This window comes from Leucobacter massiliensis, assembly GCF_002982315.1.
Taxonomy (GTDB): domain Bacteria; phylum Actinomycetota; class Actinomycetes; order Actinomycetales; family Microbacteriaceae; genus Leucobacter; species Leucobacter massiliensis.
Map to the genome: position 1 here is coordinate 601,854 of NZ_MWZD01000017.1, position 21,203 is coordinate 623,056.

The following is a 21,203-nucleotide window of genomic DNA, read 5'->3' on the forward strand; positions in this document are numbered from 1 at the left end:
GACCCCGTGACGACCACGAATCTCCCGGTGGTGCGCGCCGCGAACACCTCGCGTCGCGCACCCCTCCGGGCACTCCTGCTCCTCCTCCCCGCCTACGCGCTGCTGCTCGGCGTCTTCGCATACCCGGTGCTCGAGAGCATGCTCCGCAGCGTCACCGAGCCGGAGCCGGGCCTCGGCAACTACGTCTGGGCACTCGAGAACTCCGAGAACGTCTCGGTCATCCTGCGCACCTTCGGCAATGCGCTCATCGCGACGCTCGTGTGCCTGCTCCTCGCCTACCCCTACGCCTTCCTCATGACGATGGTCGGGCCGCGGGCGCGGGTCGTGCTCGTCGTCATCGCGCTCATCCCGTTCTGGACGAGCCTCATGATCCGCACCTTCGCCTGGATCGTGCTGCTGCAGGACTCCGGGGTGGTGAACTCCCTCTTCGAGTTCTTCGGGCTCGGCCCGTTCAAGCTGCTGCGCACCAATACGGGCGTGCTCATCGGGCTCAGCCAGGTGCTCATGCCGTTCATGGTGCTCCCGCTCTACGCCGTGATGTCCGGCATCGACGGGCGGCTGGTGACGGCGGCGCGCTCCCTCGGCGCTCGACCCTCGGTCGCCTTCCTCCGGATCTTCCTGCCGCTCTCGCTCCCCGGGATCGCGGCCGGCGGGCTGATGGTGTTCATTCAGGCTCTCGGCTTCTACGTGACCCCCGCCCTGCTCGGATCGCCGTCGGACAGCATGCTCGCCCAGCAGATCTACGCGCAGGTGAGCAGCCTGCTCGAGTGGGGCCGAGGCGGCGCCCTCGGCGTGATCCTGCTCCTCGCCACGTTCCTGCTGCTCGGCGTGGTCGCGCTGATCCTGCGGGCCGCGCGGCGCAAGGGCCTCTCCGTGGAGGTGTTCTGACATGAACCGCGTGCACCCCGTCACCCGGGGAATCCTCTGGGCCATCAGCGCGCTCGTCGCGCTCTGGCTCATCGCGCCCACGCTCGTCGTGATCCCGCTCAGCTTCACCGGCAAGGCGTCGTTCGTGTTCCCGCCCGAGTCGTGGTCGCTGCGATGGTACGAGTCGTTCTTCACGAGTGCGGAGTGGACATCCGCGCTCGTGAACTCGCTCCTCATCGGCCTGCTCGTGGCCGTCGTCGCCACCGTCCTCGGCCTGCTCGCGGTGCTCGGGCTGCGGGCGCTCGCGGCGAAGCGCCTCGGCTCCGCCCTCCGGATCGGCCTGCTCGCGCCGATGGTCGTGCCGGGCATCGTCGTCGCGATCGGCATCTACGCCATCTTCCTCAAGCTCGGACTCGTCGGGACCATCCTCGGCTTCGTGCTCGCGCACACGGTGCTGGCGCTGCCGTTCACGGTCATCGCGATCTCCGCGGGCTTCGCGGGCTTCGACGACCGGCTGGAACTCGCGGCGCTCAGCCTCGGCGCGAGCCGGGTCGCGACCTTCTTCAAGGTGACGCTGCCGAACATCGTGCCCGGCATGGTGTCTGGCGCGCTCTTCGCCTTCGTCACCTCCTTCGACGAGGTCGTGCTGTCGCTGTTCATCAAGAGCCCGTACCTCAACACCCTCCCGGTGCTGATGTACGCGAGCGTGACGCGCGACACGGACCCGACCCTGGCGGCGGCGGCCACCGTCATCCTCGTTCTCACCACGACGCTCGTCATCGGCGCGCTCGTGCTCACCGGAAGGAAGAACCGTGCCAGAAAGAGCTGAGCGCGCCGGCGCGGAGATCGTGCTCGCAGGCGTCTCGAAGCACTACCCCAAGTCGATCGCGCTCGACGACGTCTCGCTCGTCGTCGAGCCGGGCGAGTTCATGACGTTCCTCGGCCCGTCCGGGTCGGGCAAGACCACCACGCTGGGCCTCATCGCCGGCTTCACGGATCTGACCTCGGGATACATCGAGATCGACGGCCGGCGCATGGACGACGTGCCCGTGCACCAGCGCGGCCTCGGCATCGTGTTCCAGCACTATGCGCTGTTCCCGCACCTCACCGTGCTCGACAACGTGCTGTTCCCGCTCCGCCAGCGGAAGGTCGCGCGCGCCGAGGCTGATCACCTCGCGCGCGCCGCGCTCGACACCGCGGGGCTCTCCGGCTTCGAGGGCCGCTACCCGCGAGAGCTGTCGGGCGGCCAGCAGCAGCGCGTCGCGCTCGCCCGCGCGCTCGTCTTCGAGCCGCAGGTGCTGCTGCTCGACGAGCCGCTCGGCGCCCTCGACAAGCAGCTGCGCGAGCGCCTCCAGCTCGAGCTGCGCCGCATCCACCGCGAGGTGGGGCGCACCTTCGTCTTCGTCACGCACGACCAGGAGGAGGCGCTCACCCTCTCCGACCGCATCGCGGTCTTCAACGAGGGACGCATCGAGCAGGTGGGCACCGCCAAGGAGCTGTACGAGCGGCCGGCCTCGCGCTTCGTCGCGGGCTTCATCGGCGAGTCGACCATGATCCACCACGCGCAGGGCGGGGTCACGGTCGTGCGACCCGAGCACGGCCTGCTGCTGCCCGACGAGACGGCAGTGGGCGCCGGCCGGCCGGCCGTCCCCGTGACGGTGCGACAGACCATCTACCTCGGATCCGGCTGGAAGTACGAGATCGTCCTCCCAGACGGCTCCACGGGCGTGGTGCGCAGCGCGGATGCGCTCGGCTGGATGAGCGGCGAGAACGTGCCCGCCGTGCTCAGCTGGGATCCCGCCCTCGCGTCGGCCTTCGACGCGTGACCCCCGCACCGATCCCGCCACCGACACCGATCCCGACCCCCAGATCCGAGAAGGAACAGCGAAGATGATCAACGGCAATGTCTCCCACTGGTGGCAGCAGCTCGGCGCGCCCAAGCGCCGTGCCGAGCTGCCCGGCAGCCTCTCCGCCGACGTCGCCATCGTCGGCGCGGGATACACGGGCCTGTGGACGGCCTACTATCTCAAGCGCGCGCGCCCCGAGCTGAGGGTCGTGATCGTGGAGCAGCGCCACGCGGGCTACGGCGCCTCGGGCCGCAACGGCGGCTGGCTCACCAACTCGGTGACGGGCGGCCGCGAGCAGTACGTGAAGACGCACGGCCGCGCCGCCGCCGAGCGCTTCCAGCAGGCGATGAACGAGACCGTCGACGAGGTGATCCGGGTCGCGGAGGCCGAGGGCATCGACGCCGACATCCAGCGCGGAGGCGAGTTCAACGTCGCCTACACGCCCGCCCAGGAAGCGCGCATCCGCGCCTTCGCCGCCGCCGAGCAGAGCTGGCAGCACACCGATCTGCAGCTGCTCGAAGCGGAGGAGGCACGCGCGAAGATCAATGTGGCCGGCACGCGCGCCGCCGTGTGGCACCCCCACGCGGCCCGGATCCAGCCGGCCAAGCTCGCCGCAGGCCTCGCCGATGCCGTGGAGCGCCTCGGCGTCGAGATCTACGAGCGCACCCGCGTCACCGAGATCGCTCCGCACCGCGTGCACACCACCCACGGCACCGTCTCCGCGGAGTACGTGGTGCGCGCCACCGAGGGCTTCACCGCGAACCTCAAGGGGCTGCACCGCCTGTGGCTTCCGATGAACTCCTCGCTCATCGCCACCGAGCCGCTCCCGGCCGAGGTGTGGGACGAGCTCGGCTGGAACCAGGGCGAGGTGCTCGGCGACTTCGCACACGTCTACATGTACGCGCAGCGCACCGCCGACGACCGCATCGCCATCGGCGGCCGCGGCGTGCCCTACCGCTTCGGCTCGAAGACCGACACCGACGGCCAGACCCCCGCCGTGACCGTCGAGACGCTCAGCGAGATCCTGCACCGCTTCTTCCCGGCGACGCGCGGCGCGGCCGTCGACCACGTGTGGTCGGGCGTGCTCGGGGTGCCCCGCGACTGGGCGGCGACCGTGGGCCTCGACCGCGCCACCGGGCTGGCCTGGGGCGGCGGCTACGTGGGCACCGGGGTCACGGCGACCAACCTCGCGGGCCGCACCATCACGGATCTGATCCTCGGAGAGACGAGCGAGATCACCTCCCTGCCCTGGGTGAACCATCGCGTGCGCAAGTGGGAGCCGGAGCCGCTGCGCTGGATCGCCACGAAGGGCCTCTACGCGGCCTACGGCATCGCCGACCGCACGGAGCTCGCCGGCCGCGCGACCACCTCGCCGATCGCCCACATCGCCGACGTCGTCACCGTCACGTGCGCCGAGAACGCCGGAACCCCCGAGGTGATGGTCCAGGCGTGCACGTCGTGGACCTCGGCGACCCCCGGCACGGTCCGCATGTGATCCCGAACCGCGTCCACGTCGAGGTTCCTCGGGGAGGCTTCGAGCAGCACGTCGACCACCTCGCGGAGCAGGCTCACGGCGCGTGGGACGATCATGAGCGCGATCGCGATCGAGGCGAGCTGGTCGGCCGCGTTCCACCCGGTGAGCAGGATGACCAGCCCTGCCGCGATCACCGCCAGGGAGCCGAGCAGATCGCCGAGCACCTCCAGATACGCGCCGCGCACGTTCAGGCTCTCGCGCTGGCCTGAGCGCAGGATCAGCAGCGAGACGAGGTTCGCCACGGCGCCGATCACGGCCGCGATGAGCATCGGACCCGAGAGGACCTCGACCTCGGAGCCGAAGCGGGCGATCGCCTGCACGAGGATCACGACCGCGATCACGCCGAGCACGATGCCGTTCGCCAGCGCGGCGAGCACCTCGACCCGGAGGTAGCCGAAGGTCCGCTTCGAACTGGCGGGAAGCCCCGCGATGAGGCTCGCGATGAGCGCGATGGCGACGCCCGTGGCGTCCGTGAGCATGTGGCCGGCGTCGGCGAGCAGGGAGAGCGAGCCAGAGACGAGGGCGCCCACCACCTGCACGACGAACACGGCGAGCGTGATGGCGAGCACGATGACCAGCCGTCTGCGGTGCCGGGCGGTGCCGGTCGCCCCGGCCTTCGCGCCCGAGGCGCCGTGGTCGTGCCCGTGGTCGTGGCCCCGGCGTTCCGCGGCCCGCGGGCGCTCCGGGTGGCCCTCGCTGAAATCGGGTCCGCAGTCGTGCTCCACGTGATCCTCCATTCCTCGCACCGGCTCGCTCCTGTGCTCAGGCGAAGCGCCGCAGGCGGAGGCTGTTCCCCACCACGAAGACGCTCGAGAGGGCCATCGCCGCGCCCGCGAGCATCGGGTTGAGCAGGCCGAGGGCGGCCAGCGGGATCGCCGCCACATTGTAGGCGAAGGCCCAGAACAGATTGCCCTTGATCGTGCCCAGGGTGCGGCGCGCGAGGCGGATCGCGTCGGCCGCGCTGCGCAGATCCCCGCGCACGAGCGTGATGTCGGCCGCCTCGATCGCGGCGTCGGTGCCGGTGCCCATTGCCAGGCCGAGATCGGCCTGGGCGAGCGCCGCGGCGTCGTTCACGCCGTCACCGACCATCGCGACGACCCGGCCCTCCGCTTGCAGGCCCGAGACGAGCTCGGCCTTGTCGTGCGGGAGCACCTCGGCGATCACCCGATCGATCCCCACTTCGGCCGCGATCTGCTCGGCGACGGCGCTGTTGTCGCCGGTGAGCAGGATCGGGGTGAGCCCGAGCGCACGGAACTGCCGGATCGCCTCGGCGCTCGTCGGCTTCACCGTGTCGGCGACGACGAGCACGCCGCGCGCCGCGCCGTCCCAGGCGACGAGCACCGCGGTGCGCCCGCGGCTCCCGGCGTCCTCGAGGGCGGCCTGCAGCGCGGGCACCGCAGCGATCGACCAGTCCTCCAGCAGCGAGGGGCGGCCCACGAGCACGGTGCGCCCCTCGACGATGCCCGAGACGCCCTTGCCCTCCGAGTTGCGGAAGCTCTCGGCCTCGGGGAGGCTCGTGCCGAGCTCCTCGACCGCGCCCTTCGCGATCGCCTGGGCGATCGGATGCTCGGAGGCGTCCTCGAGCGCCCCTGCCAGGCGCAGCAGCTCGGTCCGCTCGACGCCGGGAGCCGGGATCGCCTCGAGCAGGGTCATCCTGCCGGTGGTCACCGTGCCCGTCTTGTCGAGCACGACGGTGTCGACGCGCCGAGTCGACTCCAGGACCTCGGGCCCCTTGATCAGGATCCCGAGCTGGGCGCCCCGGCCGGTGCCCACGAGCAGCGCCGTGGGCGTGGCGAGCCCGAGCGCGCACGGGCAGGCGATGATGAGCACCGCGACCGCGGCCGTGAAGGCGCTCGACGCCGGGAAACCGAGGGCGAGCCAGGCCGCGAGCGTGCCGAGCGCGATCAGGATGACGATCGGCACGAAGACGCCCGAGATGCGGTCGGCCAGTCGCTGGACCGCGGCTTTCCCGGACTGCGCCTCTTCGACGAGCCTGGCCATCTGCGCGAGCTGCGTGTCGCCGCCGACCCGCGTGGCGCGGACGCGCAGCCGTCCGCTGGTGTTCACGGTCGCGCCGGTGACGGTGTCTCCGGGCCCGGCCTCGACGGGCACCGACTCGCCGGTGAGGGCCGAGGCGTCGATGGCGGACGTCCCCGCGACGATCACGCCGTCGCTCGCGATCTTCTCGCCGGGCCGCACCACGAACTCGTCGCCGACGGCGAGCTCCCCGACCGGGATCCGCTGCTCGGCCCCGTCGCGCAGGACCGTCACCTCCTGTGCGCCGAGCTCGAGCAGCGCGCGCAGGGCGGATCCCGCCCGCCGCTTGGAGCGCAGCTCGAAGTACCGGCCGGCCAGGACGAACAGGGTGACGCCGGCCGCGACCTCCAGGTAGATGTTGCAGCCGCCGTCGTGGGGGTGCGTCGAGAACTCGAAGGCGTGGGTGAGGCCGCTCGCGCCGGCGCCGCCGAGGAAGAGCGCGTACAGCGACCACAGGAATGCGGCGGCGGTGCCGACCGAGATCAGCGTGTCCATCGTTGCCGCGCCGTGGCGCAGATTCGTCCATGCGGCACGGTGGAACGGCCATCCGGCCCAGACGACGACCGGCGCGGTCAGGCAGAGGGCGGCCCACTGCCAGTAGTCGAACTGCAGGGGCGGAATCATGGAGAGCGCGATCACCGGGATCGTGAGCCAGGCGGACGCGATGACCCGCCGGCGCAGCGCGCGCAGCTCGGGGTCCTCGGCGCCCGGGGCGTCCTCGGGCTGGGAGGCGCTCCGGCTCGGCTCCGGGGCGGGCAGCTCCGCGGAGTAGCCGGTCTTCTCGACCTCTGCGACGAGCAGTTCCGGGTCGAAGCCTGCGGGCACGCGCACCCGGGCCTTCTCGGTCGCGTAGTTGACGTTCGCCTCGACCCCGTCGATCCGGTTCAGCTTCTTCTCGATCCGCACCGCGCAGGAGGCGCAGCTCATGCCTCCGATGCTGAGCTCGACGGTGGAGGCTGCGGCGTCGGCGGGCGCGGCGCTCATCGTGATCCGGCCGGGCTCGCCGTGTAGCCCGCCTCCTCGACGGCGGCGAGCACGGCCTCGTCCTCGACGGCGCCGCCGTCCACCGTGACGGAGAGCCGGCCGCTGTCGGAGCTGACCGAGACGCCGGTGACGCCGGGGATCTGCTCGACCTCGGCGCGGATCGCGTTCTCGCAGTGGCCGCAGCTCATCCCCGTGACCTGGTATTCACTCGTCGGCATGGTGACTCCTTCCGGTCGGATGCGCGCACGGTCGGCCGTGCGGATGTGCCCAGAATATACCCCCTAGGGGTATCTTTCAAGGGTGCGGGACGGGAAATCCCGGAGATCCCGCAGGACTCGGCCCCACGGCGCCCTGCCCTCGCGGTGAGCGGTTTCGGCACACACCCCGATACGCTCGATGCATGCACTCCCAGCGGCTCCGCATCGGCTTCGTGATGCTGCACACCTCACCCCTCGACGTGCCGGGCACGAAGGACGCGGGCGGCATGAACGTCGTGGTGCGGGCCCAGGCCGAAGCCCTGGCGCGCGCCGGTCACGAGGTGACGATCTTCACGCGCCGCAGCGACCCGGCACCGGCGCCGCGCACCGTGCTCGCCTCCGGCCTGACGGTCGTGCAGATCGACGCCGGTCCGCCGCGGCTCCTCGCCAAGGGGGAGCACGAGGGCGTGATGGACCGCTTCGGCGAGCTCCTCGACGCCGAGCTGCGGGCGGCGCCCGTCGAGCTGCTGCACGCCGAGCACTGGTTCTCGGGCATCGCGGCGCTGCCGGTCGCCCGCGCCCACGGCGTCCCCCTCGTGCAGAGCTACCACTCCATCGCCGCGCCGCCGGAGTCGCCGCTGGGCGCCGGGGAGCGGCCCGAGTCGCCGGGGAGGCTCGCGGGGGAACGCCGGCTCGCGCACGAGGTCGATCTGGTGATCGCGGTGAGCGAGGCGGAGCGGCGCACGGTGATCGAGCGGCTCGACGGCGACGAAGACCGGGTGCGCGTCGTGCCGCTGGGCGTCGACACCGAGCTGTTTCACCCCTGTGACTCCCCGGAGTGTGAGGAGGACCGGGACTGGTTCGGCAGCGGTGGCCGTCCCGAGGCGATCGTCGTGGGCCGGCTGCATCCGCTGAAGGGTTTCGATCTCGTGATCGACGCGATCGCCGTGATGGATCCGGCGCGTCGCCCGATGCTGCGCGTGGTGGGCTCCCCGCCGCCCGACGGCGACGACTACGCGCGCTCGCTGCACGAGGCGGTCGCGCGGCACGGGCTGCTGGCTACCACGGCCTTCGACGGGGCGCTGCGCCGCCGCGACCTCGCGGAGCGGATCCGCCGCGCCAGCATCATGCTCGTGCCCTCCCACTCCGAGACCTTCGGCCTCGTCGCGCTGGAGGCCGCCGCCTCCGGCGTGCCGGTCATCGCCCGCGACGCGGGCGGGCTGCGCGAGGCCGTGATCGACGGCGAGACGGGTGTCCTGATCCCCGTCGATCCCGCCGGCGACGATCCGCGGGTCTGGGCCGAGGCCATCGATCGCCTCCTCGCCGACGCCCCTCGCCGCGAGCGCATGGGCGCCGCGGCCCGCGCGTACGCCCTGCGCCGCAGCTGGGACGCCTCCGCCGCCCGCCTGCTCGAGGTCTATCGCGAGTTGCTCGCCCGCGTGAGTGCTCCGGCTCAGCGCGAGACGAGCGTGGTCTCGAAGGAGTAGAGGTCCGGCCGGTAGCAGTGGTGGCCCGCCTCGATGACGCGGCCCCCGTGGTCGAAGGCGACGCGGTCCATGGTGAGCAGCGGGCTGCCCTTCGGGATGTCCAGCAGCTCGTGCTCGTCCCCGTGGGTGCGGCGCGCCCCGATCACCTGATTGGCGATCTTGATGGTGACGCCCCGTTTCCGCAGCAGCTCGTAGAGCCCGTGCGCTTCGAGCGTCTCCGCGGTGATGTCGGTGAACTCCGGCGGGAGCAGGTTCTCGAGGACCGCCATCGGCGTGCCGTCGGTGCTGCGCAGGCGGCGCAGTCGCGTGATCTCGGTGCCGGGCTCCACCTGCAGGCGCTGCGCCTCGTGCTCGTCCGCGGCGATCCGCTCGAGCGAGAGCACGCGCGTCGAGGGCCGGTGTCCCGCCCGCGTCAGATCCTCGTGCAGGCTGGTCAGCTCCACGGGGCGGCTCACCCTCGCCTGCACCACCTGGGTCCCGATCCCGCGTCGCCGCACCAGCAGGCCCTTGTTGACGAGCTCCTGGATCGCGCGTCGCACCGTGGGCCGTGAGAGACCCAGGCGCTCGCCGATGGAGATCTCGTTCTCGAGGCGAGCGCCGGCGGGGATGACGCCCTCGCGGATCGCGCGTTCGAGGCGGCTGGAGATCTGGAAGTAGAGCGGGACCGGGCCTGAACGATCGAGATCGGTGAAGATCTCCTCCGGCCACACGGGATCGGTGCTCATCGTTCCTCCTGTGGAGCATGGAGCGACTGTGATCGGGATGCCGGCCACATATGTGATGACAACCTTACCTCTATGGGCCCCTGCCGCGGGCGCCCTCTCGCGCCTCCGCCGGATCGCGGAGGGATCCCGCCGCAGGCCGGGCACCGTCCGGACGAGCCGCGGGGCATTCGTGCTATTGTTAGGACAAATGCAGCGGCGCAGGCCGTGCCGCTGCGCGTCACCTCGAAAGGCGGGTAGCGAATGTCGGAGCAACGGCGTCACGATGACGTGCTGGCGATGGGCAGGCTCGGAGTCGATGTCTACCCGCTGCAGCAGGGCCCGCTCGAAGACGTCGACACCTTCGGCAAGTTCCTCGGGGGCAGCGCCGCGAACGTTGCCGTCGCCGCCGCCAAGTACGGACACCGGACCGCCCTCGTCTCACGGGTGGGCGACGACCCCTTCGGCCGCTACCTGCTCCGCGAGCTCGACCGCCTCGGCGTCGACCCCCGCGAGGTGCGCACCGACCCCGACTATCCGACCCCGGTCACCTTCTGCGAGATCTTCCCGCCCGACGACTTCCCGCTCTACTTCTACCGGAAGCCCCACGCGCCCGATCTGCAGATCGCGGAGGCCGAGCTGGACCTCGACGCCGTGCGCGAGGCGGGCATCCTCTGGTTCACCCTCACCGGGCTCAGCGAAGAACCCAGCCGGGCGGCCCACCACGCCGCGCTCGCCGCGCGCCACGGCCGCAGGCACACCATCTTCGACCTCGACTACCGGCCGATGTTCTGGGCCGAGCCCGCAGAAGCCTCCGCGCAGGCGGCGCGCGCCCTCGAACAGGTCACCGTGGCGGTCGGCAACCGCGATGAGTGCGAGGTCGCCGTCGGCGAGACGGAGCCCGATCGCGCCGCCGACGCGCTGCTGGAGCGCGGCGTCGAGCTCGCCATCGTGAAGCAGGGGCCGAAGGGCGTGCTCGCGAAGACCCGCGAGGAGCGCGTCGAGGTGCCGCCCCACTTCGTCGAGGTGGTCAACGGACTCGGCTCGGGCGACGCCTTCGGCGGGGCCCTCTGCCACGGCCTGCTGCAGGGCTGGGAGCTCGAGCGCATCCTGCGTTTCGCCAACGTCGCCGGTGCCATCGTGGCGACCCGGCTGGAGTGCTCCACCGCCATGCCCGACGCCGCAGAGGTCGAGGCCGTACTCGCGAAGGGGGCCTGAGATGGCACTGGATTTCGACGCGCTGCGCGAGCTGCGCGCCGCCGACCCCGCCGGCGTGGGCCGCGCGCTCGCGGCACGCCGGCGCCGCGAGGTGATCCGCGGAGACGGGCGGCTCTTCATCGTCGCGGCGGATCACCCCGCGCGCGGGGCGCTCGCGGTGAACGGCGACGCGACGGCGATGGCCGACCGCTACGAGCTGCTCGAGCGCATGGCGCTCGCCGTCTCGCGGCCCGGCGTCGACGGCGTGCTCGGCACCCCCGACATCATCGACGACCTCGCGGCGCTGGGGCTCCTCGAGGACAAGATCGTGGTCGGCTCCATGAACCGCGGTGGCCTGCGCGGCGCCTCCTTCGAGATGGACGACCGCTACACCGCCTACGACGTCGGCGCGATGGTGCGCCAGGGAATCGACTTCGCCAAGACGCTCATCCGCATCGACCTCGACGACGCGGGCACCGCGGCCACCCTGGAGGCGACCGCGCGCGCCGTCGACGCCGCAGCCGCGGCCGGCCTGCCCATCATGCTCGAACCCTTCATGAGCAGCCGGATCGGCGGCAGGGTGGTCAACGAGCTCACGGCCGACGCGGTGGTCCTCTCCACCGCCATCGCCGCGGGCCTCGGCAACTCCAGCGCCTACACCTGGATGAAGCTGCCGGTGGTGCCCGAGATGGAGCGGGTCATGGCCGCCACCACGATGCCGACGCTGCTGCTCGGCGGCGAGGGCGGTGGCGACCCCGACGCGACCTTCGCCTCCTGGGAGCGGGCGCTCTCGCTGCCCGGCGTGCGCGGCCTCACCGTCGGCCGCACCCTGCTCTATCCGCCCGACGGGGACGTGGCCGCCGCGGTCGACACGGCGGCGCGTCTCGTGCACCGCGATCTCGAGTGAGGCATCCCGCAGAACGACTGAGCGCGACCGCGCATCGCACAACCGAGCAGGAGAGGGGCACGACAGTGACGCAGCAGAGTGAAGGCTGGTTCCACCGCCGCGGCGAACTGGCCGAGGACGGGTGGGAGACCGTGGTCGACGAGCGGATCCCGGGCTGGGAGCACACCGGCCTGCGCGTGGGCAGGCTCGCGCAGGGGTCCTCGCTGGCGCTCGGGGAGCCGGGCGTCGAACGGCTGATCGTCCCCCTCTCCGGCTCGTTCTCCGTCGCCCACCGCGAGGCCGGGCCCTCCCGCGCGGAGGCCGGATCCCGCGCCGGGGGCGAGTCCGTCACCCGCCTCTCCGGCCGGTCATCCGTCTTCGACGGCCCCACCGACGTGCTCTACCTCTCGGCCGCCTCCACCGGCACGGTGACGGCGCTGTCGCCGGGGGAGAGCCGCTTCCTGGTGGCCACCTCGCCGGTGCCGCTCGACCGCCCGGAGCTGCTGCGCCCGAGCCGCCGCATCCCCGCGGAGGAGGTGCCCGTCGAGCTGCGCGGCGCCGGCGCGTCGAGTCGCCAGGTGCACAACTTCGGCCGGAAGGAATCCCTGGACGCGGCCCGCTTCATCGTCGTCGAGGTCATCACCCCCGCCGAGAACTGGTCCTCGTATCCGCCCCACAAGCATGACGAGCATCGGCCCGGGCACGAGTCCGAACTCGAGGAGATCTACTACTTCGAGCTCGCCCCGGCGAAGGACGCCCCCGCCGGCGTCAGCGCGGAGCACGCCTTCGGGATGTTCAGCACCTACTCCTCGCCCGCCGGGCAGATCGAGATCGACGTGCAGGTGCGGACCGGAGACGTCGCGCTCGTGCCCTACGGCTACCACGGCCCGGCGGTCGCCGCCCCCGGCTACGACATGTACTACCTCAACGTGATGGCCGGCCCCGACCCGGAGCGGAGCTGGCTGATCAGCGATGATCCGGCCCACGGCTGGGTCCGCGACACCTGGGACGGGCAGGAGCTCGACCCCCGGCTCCCCTTCACGCCGCAGGCCGGCGCCGCCGACCCCGAGACGAACACGGAGAACGCACGATGACCACCCGACGCATGACCGTCAGCCAGGCGCTCGTCGAGTTCCTGGCGCGGCAGTGGACCGTCGACCGCAGCGGCGACGGCAGCGAGATCCGAGAGCGCACCATCCCCGGCATGTTCGGCATCTTCGGGCACGGCAACGTCGCCGGCATCGGCCAGGCGCTCAAGCAGGCCAACGTGGACGACCCCGAGCTGATGCCCTACCACCAGGCGCGCAACGAGCAGGCGATGGTCCACCAGGCCGTCGGCTACGCGAGGATGCACCGCCGCCGCGGCACCTACGCCTCCGCGGCCTCCGTGGGCCCGGGGGCGACGAACCTCCTGACGGGCGCCGCGCTCGCCACCACGAACCGCCTGCCCGCCCTGCTGCTGCCCAGCGACACCTTCGCCACGCGGGTCGCGGACCCCGTGCTCCAGCAGCTGGAGCAGCCGCACGACATCGGTCTCACCGTCAACGACGCCTTCCGGCCCGTCTCGCGGTTCTTCGACCGCGTGCAGCGCCCCGAGCAGCTCTTCTCGATCGCGCTGAGCGCCATGCGCGTGCTCACCGATCCCGCGGAGACCGGGGCGGTGACGATCGCCCTCCCCGAGGACGTGCAGGCCGAGGCGCTCGACGTTCCGGAGGAGTTCCTGCAGCCGCGCGAGTGGCGGATCCGCCGTCCGCGTCCCGAGCGCGACGCGCTCGCCGCCGCGCTCGCGGCGATCCGCGGCGCGCAGCGGCCGTTCATCGTCGCGGGCGGCGGCGTGCTCTACTCCGAGGCCGAGACGCAGCTGCGCGCCTTCGCCGAGGCGACCGGCATCCCCGTCGGCAGCTCCCAGGCCGGCGGCGGCGTGCTGGACTGGGACCACCCGCAGTACCTCGGCGGCGTCGGCGCCACCGGCACCCTCGCCGCGAACCGGATCGCCGCAGAGGCCGATGTGATCATCGGCATCGGCACCCGCTACAGCGACTTCACCACGGCCTCGCGCACCGCCTTCCAGCATCCGGGCGCGACCTTCGTGAACATCAACGTGGCGTCCTTCGACGCCTACAAGCACGGCACGCAGATCCCCGTGATCGCCGACGCCCGCGAGACGCTCAGCGAGCTGCTCGACGCCCACGGGCGCGGGGCGGCCGGGGATCTGCGCGTCGACCCCTCCTACGCGGAGCGCATCGCGCGCGAGAAAGCGGAGTGGGATGCGACCGTCGACGCGGCCTTCGCCCCCTCGGGCCTCGCGCTCCCCGGGCAGCCGGAGATCATCGGCGCCGTGCAGCGGGCTTCGGCCCCGGAGGACGTGATCGTGCAGGCCGCCGGATCGCTTCCCGGCGACCTGCACAAGCTCTGGCGGGTGCGCGATCCGCTCGGGTACCACGTCGAGTACGCCTACTCCTGCATGGGCTACGAGATCGCGGGCGGGCTCGGCGCGAAGCGCGGCCTGGAGGCCGCGGGGGACGAGCGCGACGTCATCGTCATGGTGGGCGACGGCTCGTACCTCATGCTCAACACCGAGCTCGTCACCGCGGTCGCCGAGGGCATCAAGATCATCGTGGTCCTGATCCAGAACCACGGCTACGCCTCGATCGGGCACCTCTCCGAGACCGTCGGCTCGGAGCGCTTCGGCACCTGGTACCGCAGCTACGACCCCGAGGCGCGCAACTTCCAGGGCGAGCAGATCCTGCCCGTCGACCTGGCCATGAATGCCCGCAGCTACGGCATGGACGTCATCGAGATCACGCCCGGCGAGGGCGCGATCCCCGATCTGGAGGCCGCCATCGCGCAGGCGAAGGCCTCGGATCGCGCCACCTTCATCCACATCAACAGCGATCCGCTGATCTACGCGCCCGATGGCGCCGGATGGTGGGACGTCCCCGTGCCGCAGGTGTCGACCCTCGAGTCCACGCGGCGCGCCCGCGCAGAGTACGAGGAGCAGCAGGCGGCCCAGAAGCCCCTGCTCGGCTGAGCAGCGACGAAATGAGCAACGAGATGCACCTGAACACCAGTGACAACCCCGGCCTGCGCATCGGCACGGCTCCCGACTCCTGGGGGGTGTGGTTCCCGGACGATCCGCGGCAGATCCCGTGGTCGCGCTTCCTCGACGAGGTGGTGGCGGCCGGATACGAGTGGATCGAGCTGGGCCCGTACGGCTATCTGCCCACCGATCCGCACCAGCTGGAGGACGAGCTCGGCTCGCGCGGGCTGAAGCTGTCGGCCGGCACCGTCTTCACCGGCTTCCACAAGGGCGAGGAGCAGTGGCAGCGCGCCTGGGATCAGGCGCTCGCCGTCGCCGGGCTCGCCTCGCAGCTCGGCGCCGAGCACCTCGTGGTCATCCCCGATCTCTGGCGCAGCGACGCCACGAGCGAGGTGCTCGAACCGCGCACCCTCAGCGATGAGCAGTGGCGCAAGCTGGGCGCCGGGCACGACCGACTCGGCAAGGCGCTGCTCGAGGAGTTCGGCATGCAGCAGCAGTTCCACTCGCACGCCGACAGCCACATCGGCACCACCCGCGAGGTGCTCCGCTTCCTCGACGAGACCGATCCGCGCTACACGAACCTCTGCCTCGACACCGGGCACTTCGCCTACTACGGCGGCGACAGCGTGCAGCTCATCGAGGAGCGGCCCGAGCGCATCGGCTACCTGCACCTCAAGCAGGTCGACCCCGCGCTGCTCTTCGACGTCCTGAAGAACGACGTCCCCTTCGCCCAGGCGGTCGCCGAGGGCATCATGATCGAGCCACCGCACGGCGTGCCCGATCTGGCGCCCGTGATCGAGGCCGTCGCGCAGATCGACCCCGAGATCTTCGCCATCGTCGAACAGGACATGTACGGCTGCGAGACCGACCGTCCCCTGCCCATCGCCCGGCGCACGCGCGAGCACATCTTCGGCTGCACCCACCTGGCGCGCATCCGCTGATCCCCGTCCCGAGAGGAAAGAAGACCCCAGCATGACCGCAGAACTCCGCATCGCCGTCGTGGGCGCCGGCAAGATGGGCGCCGACCACATCAAGCGCATCACCGAGCGCGTCGCGGGCGCGCGCGTCTCGGCCATCGTCGAACCCGATGCCGGCCGCGCCGAGGACGCGGCGCGGCTCGCGCCCGGCGCCCGGCGGTTCGGCGGACTCGCCGAGGCGATCGAGGCGGACGCCCTGGATGCCGTGCTCATCGCGACTCCGGGGCAGTTCCACGCCCCCGTGCTGAAGCCGGCCCTGGAGGCCCGGCTGCCGATCCTCTGCGAGAAGCCGCTCACGCAGGACTCCGCCTCCTCGCTGGAGATCCTGGAGCTCGAGCAGCGGCTCGATCGTCCGCACATCCAGCTCGGCTTCATGCGCCGCTTCGACGCCGAGTACGCCGCGCTGCGCGAGCTCGTCGCCTCCGGTGAGAGCGGGGAGCTGCTCATGGTCCGCGCGCTGCACCGCAACCCGAGCGTGCCCGAGAGCTACACGAACGACATGCTCATCACCGATTCGGTGGTGCACGAGTTCGACGTGGTGCCCTGGCTGGCGGGGTCGCCCGTCGTGAGCGTCGAGGTGAAGCACCCGCGGCGGAACTCGCTCGCACCCGAGCGCCTGAGCGAGCCGATCCTCGTGATCATGGAGCTGGAGAACGGCGTGCTCGTCGACGTCGAGATGAACGTCAGCGTCCAATTCGGCTATCAGGTGGCCACCGAGGCCGTCTTCGAGCGCGGCATCGCCCGCATCGGCCAGCCCTCCGGGCTGCAGCGCTGGGACGCCGGGTACTTCCGGGTGAAGGACCACGAGAGCTTCACGACTCGCTTCGCAGCCGCCTACGACGCGCAGATCCAGCGCTGGGTGGACGCGGTGCGCCGCGGCGAGCTCATCGACGGACCCAACGCCTGGGACGGCTACCTCGTCGCGCTCGCCTGCGAAGCGGGGGTGACCGCCCTCGGCGAGGGCGGCGTCGTGCCCGTCGCCCGGCCGGAGCGGCCCGCCTTCTACGCGTGAGCCGGTGGCGCGGCCGCAGCCCGCACCGTGCCGCGCCCTGCCGCTCACACCCCCGTCCCCCGGCCCGCGCACAAGGAGCATCATGGTCCGCATCGCACTCGATCCCACGCCCTACAACGACTCGGTGCATCTGCTCGAGTTCCCGGATCTCGCCGCCCGGCTCGGCTACGAGCATCTGCAGCTCACCCCGAACCCCGACTTCGGCCGGCACTTCCACCATCCGAAGCTGGACAGCGGGATGCTCGCGACGCTGAAGAAGCGGGCGCGGGATGCCGGGGTGGGGATCACCTCGGTGCTGCCGGTGCAGCGACTCGGCGGCCCGGAGGAGCATCAGCTGCAGGCCGCGATCTTCAACATGACCCGCTACATCCGGATCGCGGCGGAGCTGGAGGCGCCGATCGTGAACACGGAGTTCTCGGGGCGCCCCGAGCGCGCGGAGGAGTCGGAGCACTGCTTCTACCGGGCCATGGAGGCGCTGATCCCGGTGCTCGAGCGTGAGGGCGTGAGCCTCAACCTCGACCCCCACCCCGACGACTTCGTCGAGGACGGCCTCGAAGCGTGGCGCATCGTCCGCGGCCTGAACACGGAGCGGGTCGGTTTCGTCTACGTCGCGGCGCACACCTTCCACATGGGCGACCGCGCCGCCTCGCTGCTGCCGGAGATCGGCGATCGCCTGGGCGCGGTCTACACCGCCGACACCTTCGACCATCGCCGCTCGCACGCCCTGCGCTACATCACCAACCCACCGGGCAATGCGGTGCGCGTGCACCAGCACCTCGCGATCGGCGACGGGGATGTCGACTGGGCCGAGCTGTTCGGCGCGCTGCGGCGGACCGGCTACCTCGGCCGCGAGGACGCCCTGATCGTCTCCAATGTGTTCGCCGAGGACGAGCGGGCCGACGAGGTCTCCCGCTTCCAGCTCGCCCGGATCCGGGAGCTGATCGCGGCGGCGTGAGGCGCCGGCTCAGCCGAGGAGCAGGTAGAGGGCGCCGAGGATCGTGCAGGCGACCACGGCCCGCTCGAAGCTGCGCTGCGGGATGCGCACGGCGACCCAGCGGCCGAGCAGTGCCCCGGCGACCACTCCGGGCACGAGCAGCAGATCGAGCAGCAGGGTGTGCGCGGTGATCAGGCCGAGCCCCAGCGACACGGGCACCTTCGCGAGGTTGATGACCGCGAAGAACCAGGCCGCGGTGCCGAGGAAGGCCCGCACGGGGAAGCGCGCCGCGAGGAAGTACATCGACATGACCGGGCCTCCCGCGTTCGCGACCATCGTGGTGAAGCCGCCGAGCGCGCCGTAGCCGATGCGGGACCAGCGGCCGGAGCGCGCGTCGGCCCCCGGTACGGTGGTGTCCCTCGCTTCCGCGGCGGGCTCCGACTGGCGCGCCGCCCCCGGCCGCGCTCCCCGGCCCGCGGCCGAGCGCCACCGCTGCCACAGCGAGAAGGCGATCACGAGCAGCAGGATGACGCCGATCGCCCGTCGCACCTCGCCGTCTCCCGCGATGGCGAGGAAGGCCGCGCCGAGCGCGAGTCCGCACGCCACCGCGGGGATCAGCCGCACGAGCGTCGTCCAGTCGGCGTGACGCCGGTAGCTGAGCAGGGCGAAGACGTCGCCGACGATGAGCAGCAGCAGGAGCGCCCCCGTCGACGCCCTGGCTGGCAGGATCGCGGCGAAGATCGCGATCGAGACGGTGTTGATCCCCGGCAAGGCCGTCTTCGAGAAGCCGACGAGGCTCGCCGCGAGGGCCAGCAGCGCCCAGCCCAGGGGGGCGATCTCCGGCAGCAGCGATGTCACGCGCTCACCCTACTCTCCGGGCGGACGCGGCTCCCGCGCGGCCGCGCGGGTTTGTTGTTATGTAACAACATTGTTAAGCTGCGAGGTGCGGCCGACCGTCGGCCGGATCGCTCGTTCGACGAAGGAGTCCTCGTGCCCCCAGCAGCACCCGATCGCACCGCACCGGCGCTCCCTGCGCTCACCGCAGGCCCGCACCGGAGGCGGCTGGGCCTCGTCGCGCTGATCGCCACCTTCGGAGGCCTCCTCTTCGGCTACGACACCGGGGTGATCAACGGCGCGCTCAGGCCGATGGCGGCCGAGCTCGGCCTGAACCCCTTCACCGAGGGCGTCGTGACCAGCTCGCTGATCTTCGCTGCGGCGATCGGCGCGATGAGCTGCGGCCGGCTCGCCGACGGCTGGGGGCGCCGCACGACCATCATCCTGCTCGCCGTGCTGTTCTTCGCCGGCACGCTCCTCGTGGTGGTGGCGCCGGGCCTCGGCGTCCTCGTCCTGGGCCGCGTCATGCTCGGCCTCGCGGTCGGCGGGGCCTCGACGGTGGTCCCCGTCTTCCTCGCCGAGATGGCGCCCTACGAGATCCGCGGCTCCCTGGCCGGCCGCAACGAGCTGATGATCGTCGTCGGCCAGCTCGCGGCCTTCGTGGTGAACGCGATCATCGGCAACGTCTGGGGCCACCTCGACGGGGTCTGGCGCATCATGTTCGCCATCTGCGCCCTGCCCGCGATCGCCCTGTTCTTCGGGATGCTGCGCATGCCCGAGTCGCCCCGCTGGCTCATGAAGCAGGGCCGGGAGGACGAGGCGCTCGCGGTGCTGCGGACGGTGCGCTCGGAAGCGCGCGCAGAGGCCGAGATGAGCGATCTGGTGCGCCTGGCCGCGGAGGAACTCGCGCAGCCGCGACTCGGCTGGCGCGCGATCTTCGCCAACCGCAACCTCGTCCGGATCCTGCTCATCGGCGCCGGCGTCGGCATCGCGCAGCAGCTCACCGGAATCAACTCGATCATGTACTTCGGCCAGACGGTGCTCGTCGAGTCCGGCTTCGACGAGCGTGCCGCGCTCATCGCCAACATCGCCCCCGGCGTCATCGCCGTGATCGGCGCGGTCATCGCGCTCGCGATGATGGACCGCTTCGATCGCCGCAAGACCTTCATCACCGGGCTCAGCCTCACGACCGCGAGCCACCTGCTCATCGGCGTGGCGTCGATGGCGCTTCCCGTCGGCAATCCGCTGCGCCCGTGGGTGATCCTCGCGCTGGTGGTGGTCTTCGTGGGATCGATGCAGACCTTCCTCAACGTGGCCGTGTGGGTGTACCTCTCGGAGATCTTCCCGCTGCACATGCGGGGCTTCGGCATGGGCTTCGCGGTGTTCATGCTCTGGATCACGAACGGGTTTCTCTCGCTGTACTTCCTCTCCCTGGTCGACGCGGTCGGGATCACCGGCACCTTCTACCTCTTCGCCGCGGTGGGGGTGATGGCGCTGTTCTTCGTCGTGAAGTTCGTGCCCGAGACCCGCGGCCGCACCCTCGAGGAGCTCGAGGAGGACGTGACGACCGGTTCGATCTACCTGCGATAGCTCGGAGCGCAGCACGGGGCGCCGGCGCGAATGCGCGGGCGCCCCGTGCTGCGCGGCCTGGACCGCTGTTCAGGCGCCGAGTCGTCGATCCGCCTCCCGCAGCACGCGAGCGGCGACCTCCAGTCCCTCGATGCGGCCGAGCGAGACGTCCTCGTGCTCGATGTTGACCCACATGCCCGGGTCGACCTCGCGCAGCGCGCGCAGGAACTCCGTCCAGAAGGCGGTGTCGTGGCCCCGGCCCAGCGCGACGAAGTCCCATGCCGAGGGATTCGGCCACTCGTTGACCCACTCCTCGCCGCCGATGTTGGTGCGGGGCTCCTCGGGGGAGAGGCGCCGGAAGGAGTTGTCGAGCACGCCGGTGAGCGCCGCCTGCTCCGCGTTGACGCGCACGTCCTTCGCCGCCGCGTGGAGCACGAGCTCGCCGAGGTGGCGCACCACGGCGACGGGGTCCATCTGCTGCCAGAACAGGTGCGATGCGTCGAGCTCGACGCCCAGCTGCGTCGCGCCGGTGAGCTCGATGAGCCGGTGCACATCGGCCGAGTTGAACACCAGGTTCTGCGGATGCAGTTCGAGGGCGACCTTCACGCCGTGATCAGCGGCGAAGCGGTCGATCTCGCGCCAGAATCTCGCCGCGATGTCCCACTGGTAGTCGAGCACGTCGAGCGCGGCCGAGTTCCAGGCGTTGACCACCCAGTTCACCACCGTCGCCCCGGGTTCGCCGCCGGGCAGCCCCGACATGGTGACCACGCGGTCCTGCCCCAGCCGGGCGGCCAGCTCGATGGAGCGGCGCACATCGGCGGCGTGGGCCTCGCCGATGACCGGCTTCGGGTGCAGCGGATTGCCGTTGCAGTTGAGCCCGGCGATCTGCACGCCGGTGCCCTCGAACTGGCCCAGGAACTCGTCGCGGGCGGTGTCGGAGGCGAGGATCGCCTCGCGATGCGGGAGGTGCACCGGCGGCAGGAACCCGCCGGAGTTGAGCTCGATGCCGCTGAGGCCGAGCTCGCGGACGACCGCGATCGCCTCGGGGAGGCTGCGGTCGTGCAGGATCGCGTTGTAGACGCCGAGGCGCATGCTGTGCT

General features: G+C 71.6%; 18 protein-coding genes and 1 pseudogene. 13 read left to right on the forward strand and 6 right to left on the reverse strand.

Annotated elements, in window-relative coordinates:
- The first annotated feature begins 6 nt into the window (after window positions 1-6).
- From B4915_RS09630 to B4915_RS09645, 4 genes and pseudogenes are all read left to right on the forward strand, one after another.
- Window positions 7-888: an ABC transporter permease gene (locus tag B4915_RS09630; protein WP_105805559.1), complete on the forward strand. Its 882-nt coding sequence runs from the start codon at window positions 7-9 to the stop codon at window positions 886-888.
- Window position 889: 1 nt separating this feature from the next.
- Window positions 890-1,696 (forward strand): ABC transporter permease, encoded by an 807-nt coding sequence (locus B4915_RS09635; RefSeq protein ID WP_105805560.1) that lies wholly within the window; start codon window positions 890-892, stop codon window positions 1,694-1,696.
- Window positions 1,680-2,693, forward strand: coding sequence for an ABC transporter ATP-binding protein (locus tag B4915_RS09640; protein WP_105805561.1), 1,014 nt, complete (start codon window positions 1,680-1,682; stop codon window positions 2,691-2,693). Before B4915_RS09635 ends, B4915_RS09640 begins: the two co-directional genes overlap by 17 nt.
- A 64-nt stretch (window positions 2,694-2,757) precedes the next feature.
- A pseudogene (locus B4915_RS09645) lies at window positions 2,758-4,116 on the forward strand (NAD(P)/FAD-dependent oxidoreductase); the annotation flags it as partial.
- Here the strand turns inward: B4915_RS09645 and B4915_RS09650 are convergent.
- From B4915_RS09650 to B4915_RS09660, 3 genes are read right to left on the reverse strand one after another with little or no spacing between them, the layout of a single operon-like run.
- Window positions 4,038-4,985: a cation diffusion facilitator family transporter gene (locus tag B4915_RS09650; protein ID WP_425436365.1), complete on the reverse strand. Its 948-nt coding sequence runs from the start codon at window positions 4,983-4,985 to the stop codon at window positions 4,038-4,040. The pseudogene B4915_RS09645 and the gene B4915_RS09650 sit on opposite strands and share 79 nt — an antisense overlap.
- Before the next feature lie 25 nt (window positions 4,986-5,010).
- The gene (locus B4915_RS09655) at window positions 5,011-7,269 is read right to left on the reverse strand and encodes a heavy metal translocating P-type ATPase (RefSeq protein WP_105805563.1); all 2,259 of its coding nucleotides are present in this window, start codon (window positions 7,267-7,269) and stop codon (window positions 5,011-5,013) included.
- The gene (locus tag B4915_RS09660) at window positions 7,266-7,487 is read right to left on the reverse strand and encodes a heavy-metal-associated domain-containing protein (RefSeq protein ID WP_105805564.1); all 222 of its coding nucleotides are present in this window, start codon (window positions 7,485-7,487) and stop codon (window positions 7,266-7,268) included. The genes B4915_RS09655 and B4915_RS09660 overlap by 4 nt, the downstream gene beginning before the upstream one ends.
- Before the next feature lie 182 nt (window positions 7,488-7,669).
- On the opposite strand from B4915_RS09660, the gene B4915_RS09665 reads away from it, so the two are divergent.
- Window positions 7,670-8,953, forward strand: a complete 1,284-nt coding sequence (locus B4915_RS09665) for a glycosyltransferase (protein WP_105805565.1) — start codon at window positions 7,670-7,672, stop codon at window positions 8,951-8,953.
- Here B4915_RS09665 and B4915_RS09670 read toward each other — a convergent pair.
- A complete protein-coding gene (locus tag B4915_RS09670; RefSeq protein WP_105805566.1) occupies window positions 8,920-9,678 on the reverse strand; it encodes a GntR family transcriptional regulator in 759 nt (252 codons plus the stop codon). The genes B4915_RS09665 and B4915_RS09670 overlap by 34 nt on opposite strands.
- A 240-nt stretch (window positions 9,679-9,918) precedes the next feature.
- On the opposite strand from B4915_RS09670, the gene iolC reads away from it, so the two are divergent.
- The 7 genes from iolC (at window position 9,919) to B4915_RS09705 (ending at window position 17,721) form a co-directional block, all read left to right on the forward strand.
- Complete coding sequence (gene iolC, locus B4915_RS09675; RefSeq protein WP_105805567.1) at window positions 9,919-10,872, forward strand: 5-dehydro-2-deoxygluconokinase; 954 nt, start codon at window positions 9,919-9,921, stop codon at window positions 10,870-10,872.
- Window position 10,873: 1 nt separating this feature from the next.
- Window positions 10,874-11,758, forward strand: coding sequence for a Cgl0159 family (beta/alpha)8-fold protein (locus B4915_RS09680; protein ID WP_181158529.1), 885 nt, complete (start codon window positions 10,874-10,876; stop codon window positions 11,756-11,758).
- A gap of 65 nt (window positions 11,759-11,823) precedes the next feature.
- The gene (iolB, locus tag B4915_RS09685) at window positions 11,824-12,831 is read left to right on the forward strand and encodes a 5-deoxy-glucuronate isomerase (protein ID WP_105805568.1); all 1,008 of its coding nucleotides are present in this window, start codon (window positions 11,824-11,826) and stop codon (window positions 12,829-12,831) included.
- Entirely contained in the window at window positions 12,828-14,768 is a 1,941-nt protein-coding gene (iolD, locus tag B4915_RS09690) for a 3D-(3,5/4)-trihydroxycyclohexane-1,2-dione acylhydrolase (decyclizing) (RefSeq protein ID WP_105805569.1), read from the forward strand. The genes iolB and iolD overlap by 4 nt, the downstream gene beginning before the upstream one ends.
- A gap of 11 nt (window positions 14,769-14,779) precedes the next feature.
- Window positions 14,780-15,718, forward strand: a complete 939-nt coding sequence (locus B4915_RS09695; protein WP_105805570.1) for a sugar phosphate isomerase/epimerase family protein — start codon at window positions 14,780-14,782, stop codon at window positions 15,716-15,718.
- 31 nt (window positions 15,719-15,749) lie between these two features.
- On the forward strand, window positions 15,750-16,766 hold the full coding sequence (locus tag B4915_RS09700; RefSeq protein ID WP_105805571.1) for a Gfo/Idh/MocA family protein: 1,017 nt from the start codon (window positions 15,750-15,752) through the stop codon (window positions 16,764-16,766).
- Between the two features lie 82 nt (window positions 16,767-16,848).
- Window positions 16,849-17,721, forward strand: coding sequence for a sugar phosphate isomerase/epimerase family protein (locus B4915_RS09705; RefSeq protein ID WP_105805572.1), 873 nt, complete (start codon window positions 16,849-16,851; stop codon window positions 17,719-17,721).
- Between the two features lie 9 nt (window positions 17,722-17,730).
- On the opposite strand, the gene B4915_RS09710 is transcribed toward B4915_RS09705, so the two are convergent.
- A complete protein-coding gene (locus B4915_RS09710) occupies window positions 17,731-18,558 on the reverse strand; it encodes a sulfite exporter TauE/SafE family protein (RefSeq protein ID WP_105805573.1) in 828 nt (275 codons plus the stop codon).
- 132 nt (window positions 18,559-18,690) lie between these two features.
- Here B4915_RS09710 and B4915_RS09715 point away from each other — a divergent pair, with 132 nt between their 5' ends.
- The gene (locus B4915_RS09715) at window positions 18,691-20,124 is read left to right on the forward strand and encodes a sugar porter family MFS transporter (protein ID WP_105805574.1); all 1,434 of its coding nucleotides are present in this window, start codon (window positions 18,691-18,693) and stop codon (window positions 20,122-20,124) included.
- Window positions 20,125-20,193: 69 nt separating this feature from the next.
- Here the strand turns inward: B4915_RS09715 and B4915_RS09720 are convergent, their stop codons facing one another.
- Window positions 20,194-21,195, reverse strand: coding sequence for a sugar phosphate isomerase/epimerase family protein (locus B4915_RS09720; protein WP_105805575.1), 1,002 nt, complete (start codon window positions 21,193-21,195; stop codon window positions 20,194-20,196).
- Between the last annotated feature and the right edge of the window lie 8 nt (window positions 21,196-21,203).